Origin of the sequence: Nitrosomonas sp. Nm166, assembly GCF_900112825.1 — a bacterium.
Classification (GTDB): Bacteria; Pseudomonadota; Gammaproteobacteria; order Burkholderiales; family Nitrosomonadaceae; genus Nitrosomonas.
This window is the reverse complement of sequence record NZ_FONE01000055.1, coordinates 1-15,093: the sequence shown is the minus strand read 5'-3', so window position 1 is coordinate 15,093 and position 15,093 is coordinate 1. Positions and strand designations below refer to the sequence as shown.

The window sequence follows — 15,093 nt, the reverse complement described above, 5'->3', positions numbered from 1 at the left end:
GGGAAAGAAATTTGGAAGAGCAAAAACTACCAAATCTAGTCTGACAGATACCCAATCAATTCGGTAACTGTACGATCTGATCTGAGCTAGTACATATTAAGTGACTTTCCGCAAAGTCTGGGAGTTTATTGATGGCATGATTCTAAGCCACTCCAAAAACATTCAATGTTTCCTCGTTCATTCCATGCTCTATCAAGTCATGATCTTCCATAGGAATCAGATGAGAAAGGTCCTTACAAATACGCTCTAAAATATCCTCATGGGTATTAGGATCTTGTTTATCCAAAGAATAAGTACGAAGGAAGGAAAATTCTTGTGTATTGGATAACTCATTCCAAAAACCTTCGAGTTGTAGAGCCATATCGTACTGGTTTTGTTTCCAGAGAATATCAACCATTTCGCTAAAAACTCGTACTTTTCTATAATTTAATTGAGCTTTATACATCGGAGATGCTACAAATTCCTGAAATGCTTTTTCTTCAAGGCCCTCATCAGACATTAGGTTCAATAGTAGAAATTCAGCATCGAAGAACCTTATTTGATCTTGATCTTGAAGATCTTGAAGATTTTGGCCATTAAAACTAAACGTATCCATTTTTACTTTTAAAGCTTTTCTCAATGCTGATTTAGCTATCACAATGACTGCTTCTCCATTGAGCAAGCCGTCTTTAATGTAGCGTGTAACTAAATCAACCTGAGAAGTTTCATTGGGCCAGATTTGTACAGTATGGTTGCCTGATAAATTTGTCAACTGCCTTGTCGGGTTCATAACAGACCTCTTGCTTATTAAGTATTATATTTCCTTAGTCATAGCTGCTTAAATTTACTTAAACAATGCCTTAACATCAAAATTTCATTTTTACTAAAATTTAAATATATCAGAATAATGCTTGTTTTTATCTAATGGAAATCATTAGATTTTATTAAATTTACTTATATATACGATAAGGATTTATTATCACTGCGTTAGGTAGTGTGGTCACAAGATATTAACCTACTGAGTGATACACCGGATTTGAATGGCGGCACAAGAAAGGATACTGAAGTTTTAGCATAGCGCGCGGCAATATCTCACCATCGTTGCTGCTGTTCAAGATGCTGCTGGCAGGAATCTGGAACGGTGGTTTAAGCGATGAGTCGGTGGAAGACATGGCGAATTCGAATCTGCACGTGATGCGGTTTCTGGGCTTATCGCTGGAAATGGTTCAATGCCAAAATACTGCGTTACCGCGGCTTGGCCAAGGCACATGCCTGGCATATGCTGCTGGCCATGGCGTATAACTTAAAAAGGCTACCCAGAATCTTCGCCGATCGCCGAATGGTTACGCAAACATAGGGATATTGCGCCTTCTCGATCAAAAATGGCCGGTTGAGAGATTTTTTCAGGTTGGTTTGTGGAAAAATAGCTAAAAAATACCCGATCACTAAAAAATAAAACCTGAATTACATTGGAATGAAAATTTGCGTGATTTTGCAAAGGCCTCCAAGGGTAAAAGTGCGATAGCATTGCGCGCTAATTGGGTAGAGGAAGAAATTTCGCGGGAGAAAGTTTTTGGGCCCGCGGATATTTTGTATCAACACTTGGATTGGACGAGGAGATGGTCAGAGCGTATATTCGGGATCAGGAAAAGTAAAATGAACATTATGATCAATTGAAACTGGGAATGTAGATGCCCCTTTAGCGGTTCACAAACAGCTCCTTCGAGGTACTCCAATCAATAATAAGCCTCCGGCTTTGCCGGAGGCAATTTAACATTATGAAGAAAATTGATAAAGATAAAAGTGCGCATATATGTGTTGATATGCAAAAAATACTTGCAGAACCGACAGAATGGAGTACCCCTTGGGCATATAAAATTCTGCCTCAAATAATTGCTTTAACTGAATTTGATCCTGAAAAAACAATATTTACAAGATTCATACCTGTACTGCAAAATGACAAAGCTATGGGTATGTGGAAAAAATATTATGAACGATGGGAATGCATGACTCTAGAGAAGATTAATCCTTCTTTAATTGATCTGATTCCTGACTTATCTAAATTTGTTCCGCCTGCAGTCGTGGTAGATAAACATGTTTATGGACCTTGGGTAGAAACTTTCTTGCATCAATATCTTCAAAAACGAGGAGTAAATACGCTCGTTATATCAGGCGGGGAAACCGATATTTGTGTTTTGGCGACAGTTCTCGGTGCAATAGATTTTGGGTATCGTGTCATCCTAGCTACTGATGCTGTATGCAGTTCTCAAGATGATAGTCATGATTCCATCATGAATATTTATAAAAGTCGTTTTAGTATTCAATTGGAAGTGCATGATACTGAAAAGATATTATTGCATTGGGAAAAATAGTATAAGAACAAGTAGTGCACCACTAACAGCTTTACCACAATCTCTATTCCACCAGTATCTTTATTATCGACAATGCAAACATCGTCAATGGCTTGGAGGCGTTGGCTTGGAAAATGTTATTAATAGGAAATTTTAGCCATTTCACGGCCTCTTTCTTCATTAACTGTAGCAAGAAGCATAAGACCGAGAATAAAAAATGCTAATGTACTAAGTAGCGCTATACGGTGGTCCCCTTCGAATAAATAAATCATTCCACCATAGGTGAGTGGGCCAATTATTGCTGATAATTTTGTAGCCAATCCCCATAATCCGAAGAACTCTCCCTGACGCCCGGATGGCGTAAATTGCCCTACCAAAGCTCTCCCCGCTGATTGGGCACCGCCGAGCGCGATACCGATTAAATTGGCGGCAATCCAGAATAAAACCCCATCGGTAGCAAAATATGCGCAGATAATCGCTGCAGACCAGATCAGTAAAGTAACGGCAATACAGCGTCTTGAACCGATTTGATCCTGCAGATGACCAAACAGGAAAGCACCAATCGCGGCAGTTATATTCACCACCATCATTAGAATGATGGTATCTTGAGTTTTGAATCCCATTACTTCTTGCGCATACACTGCCGCCAGTACAATAACAATGTGAATACCTGAATAATAGGTAGTGAGTGCGATTAGAAAGCGGAATAAATCGGTGTGCATGTTGGCGTGGTGCAACGTGATTTTTAACCGTTCAAAACCCGCCTGTATAAAGTGCGCCTTTTTGATTGATCCAACCCCACTGCTTCGTTCACGCAACCAGAGCAATGTGGGTAAAGCAGCTAGGCCAAATAAGGTAGCTACAATCAATGTGGAAACGGGTACATAATGAGAAGCATCCAGTTTTTGATTTTCAGCATAAGTCACATAAGCCAGACATAAAATCAATGAAAGCAGCCCTCCCAAATAACCTAATGCCCAGCCATAACCAGAAAGCCGCCCCATCGTCTCGGGCCGACTGATTTCAGGTAAAAATGCCGCGATCAGATTCTCACCACTGGCAAACATAAAGGTCGCAAGTATTACCAAAATAATCGCTAAGGTAATATCACCGGGACCCACCAAGCTCAATAATGCGGTAAATAGCACGCAACCCAATGTCGTAATAATCAGAAAGCGTTTTTTTGCGCCGGAATAATCAGCAATAGCACCTAATACCGGTGCGCTCAGCAAAACCAGAGCATTGGCGGTGGCGATTGTCAGCGTCCAAAGTAGCGTAGCATGACCATTACCGCTCTCGGCAGCGACTACACCAACAAAGTACGCATTAAAAATCGCTGTCAGAATAACAGTAGTGTAACCTGAATTGGCGAAATCATACATGCACCATGCAAAACGCTCGCGTCGCGTTGCTGGATCAGAATGATTGTTAGTAGATGACATAAATATATGCAGTAAGGTAAGGAAATTAAACTGCCCTACTTCCCTACCATTTTCTCCGGAACAACCCAGGATTCAAACTGTTCCTCAGTGACATAACCGGTTGCAATCGCTGCCGCTTTCAAGGTGATACCTTCGCGATGCGCTTTTTTAGCGATTTCGGCTGCTTTGTCATAACCGATATGTGGATTGAGCGCAGTGACCAGCATCAGTGAGTTATGCATCAGCATGTCAATGCGTTCGGTATCGGCTTCTATGCCAACCGCACAGTTGTTATTGAAGCTGGTGATTGCATCTGCCAGTAACCGAACACTTTGAAGAAAATTATGAATAATCATTGGCTTCATGACATTCAATTCAAAATTACCCATCGCACCGCCCATATTGATGGCTACATCATTACCCATGACCTGGCAACACACCATCGTCATGGCTTCCGATTGCGTCGGATTGACTTTACCCGGCATGATGGAACTACCAGGCTCATTTTCAGGAATTTTGAGCTCACCAATACCGCAGCGCGGTCCGGATGCAAGCCAGCGAATATCGTTGGCGATTTTCATCAAGGATGCCGCCAGCGTTTTTAGCGCGCCATGCGCATACACCAGCGCGTCATTACTCGCCAGCGCTTCAAATTTGTTCGGCGCAGTGATAAATGAGAATGCAGTTAAACGGGATAGCTCGACAGCCACCCGCTCGGCGAATTCAGGAGGCGCATTGAGTCCAGTACCTACTGCTGTGCCACCCAACGCCAATTCATACAAGTGCGCCATCGATGCTTGCACATGGTTCAATCCATGATCCAGTTGGGCGACATAACCGGAAAATTCCTGTTCCAGCGTCAATGGTGTAGCATCTTGCAAATGGGTGCGACCAATTTTGACAATGCCGGAGAATGTTTTTGCTTTGGCTGCCAAGGTTTCGCGCAATAAACGGATGGCCGGATTCAAATGATGGTGCAATTCCTGTACTGCTGCCACGTGCATTGCGGTGGGGAAAACATCATTGGAAGACTGGCTTTTGTTAACATCATCATTGGGATGTACTTTTCGGTCCGATCCACGTCCACCGCCCAGAATCTCAGATGCCCGGTTAGCCAATACTTCATTCATATTCATATTGGTTTGCGTGCCTGAGCCAGTTTGCCAGACGACCAGCGGAAATTGATCGTTGTGATCGCCGGCAATCACTTCATCAGCCGCGCGAATAATGGCGGCTGCACTGGCGGCATTCAGCGATCCAAGATCGTGATTGACCGTTGCAGCTGCGCGTTTGACCTTCGCCAGCGCCGTTATCAAGGCAACCGGCATGTGCTCGCTGGAAATCTTGAAGTTCTGCAATGAGCGCTGTGTTTGTGCACCCCACAGTACAGTGGCAGGCACTTGCACCACACCCATCGTATCGCGCTCTTCCCGGTATTTCATTTGTCTGACCAACCTCCTGAATCAGCTTACTTACTCATAGTGACTCAATCATATCTAATCCCAATTAAGCGTGCCACCAGTTTGATATTCCGTTACCCGAGTCTCAAAGAAATTCTTTTCTTTTTTGAGATCAATCATCTCCGACATCCACGGGAATGGATTAGTGGCATTCGGGTAAAACGTGTCTAGACCAATTTGCTGGCAACGGCGGTTGGCAATATAGCGTAAATATTCCTTGAACATGGGTGCATTCATACCTAATACGCCGCGCGGCATGGTATCTTCGGCATAACGGTATTCCAGTGCCACAGCTTTTTGTATCAATTCACCGATTTCTTCACGGAATAACTTGGTCCATAAATGTGGATTTTCCATTTTGATCTGGTTGATTACATCAATACCGAAGTTACAGTGCATCGACTCATCGCGCAGAATGTACTGATATTGCTCGGCTGCTCCGGTCATCTTGTTCTGTCTACCAAGCGCAAGAATCTGCGTGAAACCCACATAGAAAAATAATCCTTCCATAATGCAGGCAAACACAATCAGACTTTTAAGTAGCTGCTGGTCGGTTTCTTGCGTGCCTGTCTTGAAATGCGGGCTCGTCAGGGTATCAATGAATGGAATCAGAAACTCATCCTTGTCGCGAATCGAAGGCACTTCATGATATGCATTGAAGATTTCACCTTCATTCAGACCCAATGATTCCACAATATATTGATACGCATGGGTATGAATGGCTTCCTCAAATGCCTGGCGCAGCAAATATTGGCGGCACTCGGGATTGGTGATATGCCGATACGTGCCCAGCACAATATTATTGGCCGCCAATGAATCAGCCGTCACGAAAAATCCCAGATTGCGTTTAACCAGACGGCGTTCATCCTCAGTCAAGCCATTGGAGTCTTTCCATAAAGCAATATCCCGACTCATGCTGATTTCCTGCGGCATCCAATGGTTGGCGCAAGCAGCGAGATACTTATCCCAGGCCCACTTGTATTTGAATGGCACCAATTGATTAACATCCGCGCTGCAATTAATAATTTGCTTATCTTCGACTGATATGCGCCGATCAGCGCTTCCTGCCACAGGCTGCTCTGCAGTTCGTGTATCTACGCTTACCGAAGTGGCGTGTTTATCCAGTGAAGTTCGTGACTGTAAATCAAAATCCTGCGGGCTTATTCCATGCACTGGATCAGCGAGTGACGGCATTTCAGTTCTCATCGGTTCGTCTTCAAATGTCAGCATGGTTCACTCCTTTTTATTCCAAATAAATTATTGGCAAGATTCACAACTTTCATCATCGATTGCGCAGTATTTGATCTCGACGGCAGATGCTTCCACCGTAGCTTTAACCATGCCACCGTCGGAAGGAACTGCATTGAGTGAGCCTGCGCGCACGGTCGATTTTTCAGCCCCTGTCGCTCCCATCGAGCGCAAATAGTAAGTGGTTTTCAGACCTCTTATCCAAGCTAACTTGTAGGTTTCATCCAACCTCTTGCCGGAAACACCTGCCATGTAAATATTCAGCGACTGCGATTGATCAATCCATTTTTGCCGCCGCGAGCCAGCTTCGATCAGCCAGCGGGGATCCATCTCAAATGCTGTGGCATACAGGCTACGGATATGTTCCGGAATGCGGTCTATCTTGCTGATGGCGCCATCAAAATACTTCAGATCGGCAATCATGACTTCGTCCCACAGATTGAGTTTTTTCAGATCCTTGACCAGGGACTTATTAGCAATTGTAAATTCACCCGACAGATTGGATTTGACATACAGATTCTGGTAAGTCGGTTCAATACTGGCTGAGACACCGATGATATTGGATATCGTCGCGGTAGGCGCAATGGCTAGACAATTTGAGTTACGTATGCCATGTTTTTTAATGCGTTGGCGCAGCGCATCCCAATCCAGCGTCGTAGATAGATCCGCTTCCACAAAACCACCGCGTTCTTTAAGCAGTATTTCCATCGTATCATGCGGCAAAATCCCGCGATCCCACAAACTACCCTTGTAAGTACTATAGCAACCGCGCTCTTCCGCTAGTTCAGTCGATGCCCAGTATGCCTGATAAGCAACCGCTTCCATTGAGCGATCGGCAAATTCAACCGCCTCGTTGGAGCTATAAGGAATGCCCAGTTGGTGCAGGCAATCCTGAAATCCCATGATGCCCAATCCGACCGGTCGATGTTTGAGGTTGGCGTGCCGCGCTTTTGCCACTGCGTAGAAATTAATGTCAATCACATTATCCAGCATGCGCATAGCGATACTGATGGTGCGCTTCAGCTTTTCCATATCCAATGTGCCGTCTTTCAGATGTGCTACCAGATTGACCGACCCCAGATTGCACACCGCGATTTCCTTATCGCTGGTATTCAAGGTAATTTCTGTGCACAAATTGGAACTATGCACGATGCCCACATGATTTTGCGGTGAGCGGATATTGCATGGATCCTTAAAGGTGATCCACGGATGGCCAGTTTCAAACAACATGCTCAGCATTTTGCGCCATAATTGTACCGCCGGGATTTTCTTGTATAGCTCCAGCTCGCCACGTTCAACTTTGGCTTCGTAAGCCAGATAAGCTTGTTCGAATTGCTGGCCAAATTTTTCGTGCAAATCCGGCACATCCGACGGCGAAAACAGTGTCCAGTCGCTGCCATCCATCACCCGTTTCATAAACAAATCAGGGATCCAGGTAGCAGTATTCATATCGTGTGTGCGGCGCCGGTCGTCGCCGGTATTTTTGCGTAATTCCAGGAATTCCTCGATATCCAGATGCCAGCACTCCAGGTAAGCGCATACTGCACCTTTGCGTTTGCCGCCTTGGTTAACAGCCACAGCCGTATCCGATACCACTTTGAGGAAAGGCACAATACCTTGCGATTTGCCATTCGTACCTTTGATGCGGGCACCCATGGCGCGCACCGCTGTCCAGTCGTTGCCCAGGCCACCCGCATATTTCGCCAGCAGTGCGTTTTCCTTAATGGCTTCATAAATACCATCCAAGTCATCTGGTACCGTGGTGAGGTAACACGATGACAATTGGGAGCGGGAAGTACCGGAGTTGAATAAGGTCGGCGTCGAGCTCATGAAATCAAAGCCCGATAACACCTGATAAAATTCAATGGCGCGCGCTTCCCGGTCAATTTCATTGAGCGCCAGGCCCATCGCCACACGCATAAAAAATGCCTGTGGCAATTCAATGCGTTTTTCCTTGATATGCAGGAAATATCGGTCATACAAGGTCTGCAAACCCAAATAATCAAATTTCAGATCGCGCTCGGCATCCAATGCTTCAGCCAAACGTATCAAATCGAACTGGGCCAGGCGTTGATCCAGCAGATCAGCTTCAATGCCACGTTTGATAAAAACTGGAAAATAATCTTTATATTGCGTTTCCATTGCTTGCTGAGTAACTTCTTCGCCCAGCACTTCATAGCGCATGTTGTTCAGCAATAACCGGGCAGTTACATAGCTATAGGCAGGATCTTTTTCAATCAAAACACGTGCTGACAGAATGGCGGATTTTCTGACTTCATCCATTGATACGCCATCATATAAATCTTTTAAAGTGGCTTTTAAAATCATCGAGGTATCAACTGCATCCAATCCATGGCACGAAGATTCAATCAACGTAGATAATTTAGCCACATCTAATGGTATACGTTGTCCGTTATCGTCAACATATAGCGTTTCTGCCGCTGTTTCCGCGGATTTCTGCTTGAGTTTGGCTCTTTCTCGCGCACGATCTTCACGATAAAGCACATAGGCACGCGCCACATCATGCTCACCAGAACGCATTAATGCGAGCTCGACTTGATCCTGGATATCTTCAATATGAAAGGTACCACTATCAGGCTGGCGGCGGAGCAATGCATTCACCACATCATTGGTTAAGCGTGCCACCACCTCACGCACTCTGACAGACGCCGCGCCTTGGCCACCATCAACCGCAATAAAGGCTTTGGTCATCGCGACGGATATTTTGCCCGGCTCAAACGCGACCACCGCGCCATTGCGGCGGATGACTTTATGTTGAGGGAAACGGGAATTTTGTGATCCGGTGTCGAAAAAACTTTGACTTCCGGAAACAGGTTTGAGGTTAGTATGTTCTGTAGTCAGTTGCATGGATGACCTCCTCTAGCTGATTGTTCATGATAAATTTCTATTGATTCAATGAAATATTGTTTTCCGGTTCAACCACAACATATAGTATCAATTTGACACTATTATCGTACTGATAGTGCCACAAGTATTACACAATGTTAATGGATGGTAAACAAAAAATTAATTTCTGTTTAATCATGCGAAGTTTTGGACTTACTAATCGACCGTTTAGATGTTATTGTTATTATCGTTTTAATCTCCATCTTGTTTGTTAAGTAACTGATTTTTTCATGGGAGAAATTGATGCGTAAATGGCTATGGATCATGATACTTTCCAGCACTCTTGTATTAAGCGGCTGTGGTTATAATACCTTGCAATCAACGGATGAGCAGATTAAAGCCAGTTGGGCGGAAGTATTGAACCAGTATAAACGCCGTGCCGACTTGGTTCCCAATTTGGTCAATGTGGTAAAAGGATTTGCTGCTCAGGAAAAAGAAGTACTGTTAGGTGTAACCAATGCCCGCTCCAGAGTTGGTGGTATTCAGGCAACACCAGAACTCATTAATGACCCGGAGGCATTTTCCAAATTCCAAAGTGCGCAAGGTGAATTATCGAGTGCGCTTTCGCGCCTGTTAGTTGTGGCGGAAAATTATCCTGAGCTTAAGTCAGATGCTAATTTTCGTGACTTGCAGGCACAATTGGAAGGTACCGAAAACCGCATTACCGTGGCTCGCAATCGCTATATCAAAGCAGTACAAGAATATAATATCGTAGTACGCTCTTTCCCCACTAATCTCACAGCGATGGCATTTGGTTTCCAAACAAAGCCTAGCTTTACCGTGGAAAATGAACAAGAAATTTCCACCGCACCGAAGGTTGATTTTAATCTTCAGGAATCGCCTGGGAAATAGAAATATTTTTTATGCTTTGGCGTTATGTGCTGCGCTTTCCTTTAAGGCCTGAAATAACATGATATTACCTAGAGAAATTCAGGCGTGGGTAAAATCCCTCGTGCTAACCATTCTATTGCTGAGTGCTGTATGTTCCTGGGCAGAAGTGGCAATTCCACCACTCAAATCTCATGTGACTGACCTAACGGCAACACTTTCTACCCAGGAAGTCAGCCATCTGGAACACAAGTTAGCTGCATTCGAAAAAACAAAAGGTAGCCAATTTGCTGTACTGATTGTTCCCACTACGCAGCCCGAAACAATTGAGCAGTATTCAATCCGTGTCGTTGAAACTTGGAAATTAGGACGTGAAAATATCGATGACGGTGTGTTGCTCCTGATTGCGAAAAAAGACAGAACATTGCGCATAGAGGTAGGGTATGGTTTGGAGGGTGTGCTGCCTGATGCCATGGCGAAACGAATCATTGCCGAAATTATCGTCCCTCAATTTAAAGCAGGCAACTTTACAGATGGCATTGATGCAGGTATTGATGCGATTTTAGGCTTAATTGAAGGAGAGCCGCTTCCTCCACAAGCCAAACGCGGCGCTACTCATTCCACTAACCTCAACGGTATTCTTGACAATATCCTTTTCATCTTTATTGGCTTTATGGTATTTGGGAGATTGTTACAATCATTACTTGGGCGTTTTGCAGGAGCCAGTGTGATAAGTATCGGTGCAGGATTTGTCGGTTGGTTATTATTTTCCTCTGTGGTTGCTGCACTAGCGATTGCAGTTATTGCGTTCTTTATGGGTCTGTTTCAGAGTGCCGCAGGCGGGATTTATAGAAATGGACGCAGTAGCTGGCCAAATGATGGTTATTGGAGTGGCGGCATTGGAAGAGGTAGTTCCGGAGGGGGATTTGGAGGTGGCGGAGGCGGTTTTGGCGGCGGTGGCGCATCGGGGAGGTGGTAAATGAATTTTGTTCGTATCCTGCATCATCTGTTAACTGGGCAACTTGCAGTACGGCGAGTATTCCCTGCTGCTTCCCTGGCCACGATTGAGCATGCCATTAAACAATCAGAAATGAGCCATGGTGGTGAAATCTGCTTTGCGGTCGAGGCCGCACTGAATACCACCCCTCTTCTCAGAAATCAGACTGCTCGCGAACGTGCAGTAGAAGTATTTTCCCAATTGCGCATATGGGATACCGAGTACAACAATGGCGTATTGATTTATTTATTACTCGCCGATCGCGATGTGGAAATCATTGCAGATCGCGGAATTAATGCCAAGATGATGAAAAATGAATGGGAAATTATTTGCTATGCAATGGAATCGGCATTCCGGCAACAGCAATTTGAAGCAGGCATCATTGAGGGAATCAACAGAATTAGCCATCACTTACAAAAGCATTTTCCACGCGATCTAACCAATAAAAAAAATGAGCTCGCCGATAAACCAGTCATACTTTATTGAGTCAGCAATGCTGAATAAATTATGTTGAGCAACAATCAAGCTTCTGTTGCTGAACCGGTGGACATTTGGCGGAGCCGTAGGAACAAAATACACAGCAATCCCCTGTTTTAGGTTTAATCAAGGCGCCACAGCTTTTACAATCATAGAAATATTGACAAGCATCAGTCGGCATGATTTCTATTTCGTCATGGCCGCAATAGGGACAGGTAACCATTGATTCTAAGATAATATTTTTCATAATTCTTTCCCTTTATTTGCATTTAACTTTCAGTCTGTCTATTTTAATATTTATTTCAGAAAAACAAGCTTAATCGCCATGTTTGAAATCAAAACCATATTATTGTTTCTAATAACGGCTATCGCTGAAATTGTCGGCTGCTACCTTCCCTACCTTTGGTTAACACAAGGAAAAAGTGCGTGGCTGCTCATCCCGGCCGGATTGAGCCTTGCAGCTTTCGCCTGGCTTTTGTCATTGCATCCAACTGCAGCAGGACGTATCTACGCGGCCTATGGTGGTGTTTATATCTTTGTAGCTATTTTATGGCTATGGGGAGTTGAAGGCATAAAACCTACGGTTTGGGATATAGTCGGGTCGCTGGTAGCGCTAACGGGTATGTCGATTATTATGTTTTCGCCAAGAAACACTTGAATTGAAATCAAAACATGAGCCTATCGCTACTTAGCATAAATGGTAATTCTCTTTGAGGGGAGATTTCGGCACTACAGTGGACCGAAGAAAGGGTGCTGATTTTTACGCCCAGCAATCGAAGTTTTTTCTTTAATGGTATCCGCCGCAAACATTCCCCGGCTGCGCGACGTATTAACTCAGGATCTGCAGTATAGGTAGTTAAAGTCAGATCTCGTGTGACGGTATGAAAATTCTCAAATCGCAATTTGATGCCAATGGTACGTCCAACATAGCCTTTGCGTTTTAAATCCTTTGCTACTTGTACACATAAGGCCGTGAATGCTTCCGATAAAGCGGAACGATCTTGGCGAGGATGGAGATCTTGCTCAAAAGTAGTTTCCCGGCTAATGGATTTCGGCTCAGCATGTGTAATCACGGGGCGCTGATCAATTCCACGCGAAACTTCGTATAACCACGTCGAATAGCCGCGTCCAAAGTGAATTTGGAGAAACTTCAGATCAGCTTGCGCCAGCTCCCCAATCGTTGTAAAACCCAATGATGTAAGCTTTTCAGCCGCTTTAGGACCAATACCATTGATTTTACGCACTGACAGCGGCCATATTCGATCGGGAATATCCGACATTTCAAGAATAGTAAGCCCATCCGGTTTCTCCAGATCTGAACAGATTTTTGATAGCAATTTGTTGGGTGTAATCCCGATAGAACAGGAAAGTCCAGTGGCATCTCTTACGGCTTGTTTGAGGCGTTTTGCAAGCGTTAAAGTATTCTCTGGCAAATCAGTCAAATCGATATAGATTTCATCAATGCCAGAGTCCTCAATGTGAGAGGCAATGCTGGCAACTGCTGTTTTAAATAAGCGCGAATAATGGCGATAAATATCAAAATCTGCTGGCAAAAGAATTGCATCGGGTGCAAGCTGCGCTGCTTTCATGACGCCCATTGCAGAGAAAACACCTGCTGCGCGTGCTTCATAAGTAGCCGTTGTGATGACACCGCGACCGACATATTCACGCAATTTATAAAAATGTCTGCTTCCATCTGCCTGAATCGTGGGTTTGTGTTCGGACCGTCCCCCAATCACAACAGGCAAACCGCGTAATTCGGGATAGCGTAACAGCTCAACCGAGGCGTAAAAGGCATCCATATCCAAATGAGCAATGCGACGTTGTAAAGCGTTCATTATTGATTAGTACCCGCCTTATCCTCATTAAGATACCAATTATTAATTGAAGAAAAACAGGTTATCATTTGCTACCTTAATTAAATAATCTGTAAGACTAATCATCTCATCATCTCATGAAAAATAGATATCAGTTTTATACTGGCTTCATAAGTGCTGCACTGCTAATGTTTATTGCACCCCTGGCACGTGCGCTACCGGATGATTGTTTAAGTTTAACTGCGCCCGCTACTTTTCTTGAATCGAATGGCCTGGTTTGTTTGCAAAAAATAGTTGTAACTGACCAAGCAGGTACACTTCAGTTATATAAAGCATCCTTACAATGGCTGGGAATCGACAGCCCTAACCGGTTTCAGTTATTAAACACAGAATTTGATACGACTTCAGAGATCAACAGCCCAACTTTTTCGACAGTGAATGGGTTACTCACTTTACCAAAGATTGATGTTCCAAAACGGTTTGGTACTGAGCGATATATCGCCAATCTAACTATGGTACCGAATATTGATGACCCCACGGTTACACTGTTTGAATTGGCAAAAGTCGAAATATATATCAATCCGGATTATGTGCCTAACATAACCTGGAAGCCTTATGGAATGCTGAATCCGGAAGAACGCCGTGCTGTTGATTTATTGGGACAATCCATTCCCTATGCACAACTTTCAGATGCGATATATGATTTCGATAACATTACTGTTGGTCCTTGGGAATTAATTGAATCCATTGGAAAAAGCTCTGGAATGGATGCAGGTGTTTATAGAAACCGCGATACCAGCGAGTTGGCATTGGTATTTCGGGGCACTGAAACTTGCAACTTCCCTTGCTCACTCAAGGAAACAGAAGATTTTGCGCGTGATGCCATAGCCGATGCAGCCATAGGATCTGGTATAGTGAGTGATCAATTTAAAGATGCTTTTAGATTTGCTAAAGATGTAGTCAGTCGTCATCCTGGTACTAAAATTACTGTGACTGGCCACTCATTAGGTGGTGGATTAGCACAGGCAGTTGGTGCAGTTCTGGGGTTGGAAACATACGCACTTAATCCTTCGCCAGTGCCGGATCATTTCTTTGATACTTACACTATTACGCTAATGCCCGAACAGCTTCAAGAATTAATTCATGTGATTGCCGATGTTCACGATCCGGTTTCTAATGCCGACGAATCTGGGGAGCTTTATATAGATTCTCATCACGTAACACCGCTTATTCAATTTAACTTTGACTTGAAAGAGGTTATGCCAGCTCAATCGCTGGATCTGGATGAGCTTAGGTTTGACCGGCATAGCATTACCCGATTTTCTAATAATGCAGTAAATCTGATCAGTATTTATCAAGCAGGCTGGTAGTCTTCAAATCGCCCAAAAATTACGAAGTAACTCTGTTTGAGATAAGTAATCTCATACCAAAAATCCACATAAGAAAGCCCCGTTATTCTTTATCTCATACTCAATCAATTTATCCGACTATCTGATGAATTAATTTTCTATTCGAGACCTTTGCAAAAACATAACTTTACCTGAAGCGTATTCAGTTCAGATTTTTTTGTGAGCAATGAAGTACTTTTTGTAAGCTTTTCGCAAAAAT

General features: G+C 43.9%; 14 protein-coding genes and 1 pseudogene. 8 read left to right on the top strand and 7 right to left on the bottom strand.

Annotation, left to right across the window (positions count from 1 at the left end):
• Nucleotides 1-142 precede the first annotated feature (142 nt).
• Nucleotides 143-769, bottom strand: a complete 627-nt coding sequence (locus BM021_RS13355; RefSeq protein WP_090721518.1) for an MEDS domain-containing protein — start codon at nt 767-769, stop codon at nt 143-145.
• 326 nt (nt 770-1,095) lie between these two features.
• Here BM021_RS13355 and BM021_RS13350 point away from each other — a divergent pair, with 326 nt between their 5' ends.
• From BM021_RS13350 to BM021_RS13335, 3 genes and pseudogenes are all read left to right on the top strand, one after another.
• Complete coding sequence (locus tag BM021_RS13350; protein WP_143074353.1) at nt 1,096-1,281, top strand: transposase; 186 nt, start codon at nt 1,096-1,098, stop codon at nt 1,279-1,281.
• 239 nt (nt 1,282-1,520) lie between these two features.
• A pseudogene (locus BM021_RS13340) lies at nt 1,521-1,634 on the top strand (transposase); the annotation flags it as partial.
• A 123-nt stretch (nt 1,635-1,757) separates the two neighbouring features.
• Nucleotides 1,758-2,351 carry a cysteine hydrolase family protein gene (locus BM021_RS13335; protein ID WP_090721515.1) on the top strand — a complete coding sequence of 198 codons (594 nt, stop codon included), beginning with the start codon at nt 1,758-1,760 and terminating at the stop codon, nt 2,349-2,351.
• Nucleotides 2,352-2,470: 119 nt separating this feature from the next.
• On the opposite strand, the gene BM021_RS13330 is transcribed toward BM021_RS13335, so the two are convergent.
• The 4 genes from BM021_RS13330 to BM021_RS13315 are packed head-to-tail and all read right to left on the bottom strand — an operon-like array spanning nt 2,471 to nt 9,327.
• The gene (locus BM021_RS13330) at nt 2,471-3,772 is read right to left on the bottom strand and encodes an MFS transporter (RefSeq protein ID WP_090721514.1); all 1,302 of its coding nucleotides are present in this window, start codon (nt 3,770-3,772) and stop codon (nt 2,471-2,473) included.
• Nucleotides 3,773-3,807: 35 nt separating this feature from the next.
• Nucleotides 3,808-5,193, bottom strand: coding sequence for a class II fumarate hydratase (gene fumC / locus BM021_RS13325; protein WP_090721513.1), 1,386 nt, complete (start codon nt 5,191-5,193; stop codon nt 3,808-3,810).
• A gap of 54 nt (nt 5,194-5,247) precedes the next feature.
• Nucleotides 5,248-6,441: a ribonucleotide-diphosphate reductase subunit beta gene (locus tag BM021_RS13320; protein WP_090721512.1), complete on the bottom strand. Its 1,194-nt coding sequence runs from the start codon at nt 6,439-6,441 to the stop codon at nt 5,248-5,250.
• 27 nt (nt 6,442-6,468) lie between these two features.
• Nucleotides 6,469-9,327: a ribonucleoside-diphosphate reductase subunit alpha gene (locus BM021_RS13315; RefSeq protein ID WP_090721511.1), complete on the bottom strand. Its 2,859-nt coding sequence runs from the start codon at nt 9,325-9,327 to the stop codon at nt 6,469-6,471.
• Nucleotides 9,328-9,609: 282 nt separating this feature from the next.
• Between BM021_RS13315 and BM021_RS13310 the strand changes: the two genes are divergently transcribed.
• The 3 genes from BM021_RS13310 to BM021_RS13300 are packed head-to-tail and all read left to right on the top strand — an operon-like array spanning nt 9,610 to nt 11,677.
• Nucleotides 9,610-10,218, top strand: coding sequence for a LemA family protein (locus tag BM021_RS13310; RefSeq protein WP_090721510.1), 609 nt, complete (start codon nt 9,610-9,612; stop codon nt 10,216-10,218).
• Nucleotides 10,219-10,276: 58 nt separating this feature from the next.
• A complete protein-coding gene (locus BM021_RS13305; protein WP_177186383.1) occupies nt 10,277-11,173 on the top strand; it encodes a TPM domain-containing protein in 897 nt (298 codons plus the stop codon).
• Nucleotides 11,174-11,677, top strand: a complete 504-nt coding sequence (locus BM021_RS13300; RefSeq protein WP_090721509.1) for a TPM domain-containing protein — start codon at nt 11,174-11,176, stop codon at nt 11,675-11,677.
• Nucleotides 11,678-11,696: 19 nt separating this feature from the next.
• Here BM021_RS13300 and BM021_RS16265 read toward each other — a convergent pair whose 3' ends face one another.
• Nucleotides 11,697-11,915, bottom strand: a complete 219-nt coding sequence (locus BM021_RS16265; protein WP_090721508.1) for a GDCCVxC domain-containing (seleno)protein — start codon at nt 11,913-11,915, stop codon at nt 11,697-11,699.
• 78 nt (nt 11,916-11,993) lie between these two features.
• Between BM021_RS16265 and BM021_RS13290 the strand changes: the two genes are divergently transcribed.
• Nucleotides 11,994-12,326, top strand: coding sequence for a YnfA family protein (locus tag BM021_RS13290; RefSeq protein WP_090721507.1), 333 nt, complete (start codon nt 11,994-11,996; stop codon nt 12,324-12,326).
• A 7-nt stretch (nt 12,327-12,333) separates the two neighbouring features.
• On the opposite strand, the gene dinB is transcribed toward BM021_RS13290, so the two are convergent.
• Entirely contained in the window at nt 12,334-13,506 is a 1,173-nt protein-coding gene (dinB, locus tag BM021_RS13285) for a DNA polymerase IV (protein ID WP_090721506.1), read from the bottom strand.
• A gap of 167 nt (nt 13,507-13,673) precedes the next feature.
• Between dinB and BM021_RS13280 the strand changes: the two genes are divergently transcribed.
• On the top strand, nt 13,674-14,855 hold the full coding sequence (locus tag BM021_RS13280; RefSeq protein WP_090721519.1) for a Tle-like phospholipase domain-containing protein: 1,182 nt from the start codon (nt 13,674-13,676) through the stop codon (nt 14,853-14,855).
• Nucleotides 14,856-15,093 lie beyond the last annotated feature (238 nt).

Coding starts and splice junctions, on each gene's coding strand:
- BM021_RS13355 (WP_090721518.1), bottom strand. CDS start 769: ATGAACCCGACAAGGCAGTTGACAAATTTATCAGGCAACCATACTGTA.
- BM021_RS13350 (WP_143074353.1), top strand. CDS start 1,096: ATGCTGCTGGCAGGAATCTGGAACGGTGGTTTAAGCGATGAGTCGGTG.
- BM021_RS13335 (WP_090721515.1), top strand. CDS start 1,758: ATGAAGAAAATTGATAAAGATAAAAGTGCGCATATATGTGTTGATATG.
- BM021_RS13330 (WP_090721514.1), bottom strand. CDS start 3,772: ATGTCATCTACTAACAATCATTCTGATCCAGCAACGCGACGCGAGCGT.
- fumC (WP_090721513.1), bottom strand. CDS start 5,193: ATGAAATACCGGGAAGAGCGCGATACGATGGGTGTGGTGCAAGTGCCT.
- BM021_RS13320 (WP_090721512.1), bottom strand. CDS start 6,441: ATGCTGACATTTGAAGACGAACCGATGAGAACTGAAATGCCGTCACTC.
- BM021_RS13315 (WP_090721511.1), bottom strand. CDS start 9,327: ATGCAACTGACTACAGAACATACTAACCTCAAACCTGTTTCCGGAAGT.
- BM021_RS13310 (WP_090721510.1), top strand. CDS start 9,610: ATGCGTAAATGGCTATGGATCATGATACTTTCCAGCACTCTTGTATTA.
- BM021_RS13305 (WP_177186383.1), top strand. CDS start 10,277: ATGATATTACCTAGAGAAATTCAGGCGTGGGTAAAATCCCTCGTGCTA.
- BM021_RS13300 (WP_090721509.1), top strand. CDS start 11,174: ATGAATTTTGTTCGTATCCTGCATCATCTGTTAACTGGGCAACTTGCA.
- BM021_RS16265 (WP_090721508.1), bottom strand. CDS start 11,915: ATGAAAAATATTATCTTAGAATCAATGGTTACCTGTCCCTATTGCGGC.
- BM021_RS13290 (WP_090721507.1), top strand. CDS start 11,994: ATGTTTGAAATCAAAACCATATTATTGTTTCTAATAACGGCTATCGCT.
- dinB (WP_090721506.1), bottom strand. CDS start 13,506: ATGAACGCTTTACAACGTCGCATTGCTCATTTGGATATGGATGCCTTT.
- BM021_RS13280 (WP_090721519.1), top strand. CDS start 13,674: ATGTTTATTGCACCCCTGGCACGTGCGCTACCGGATGATTGTTTAAGT.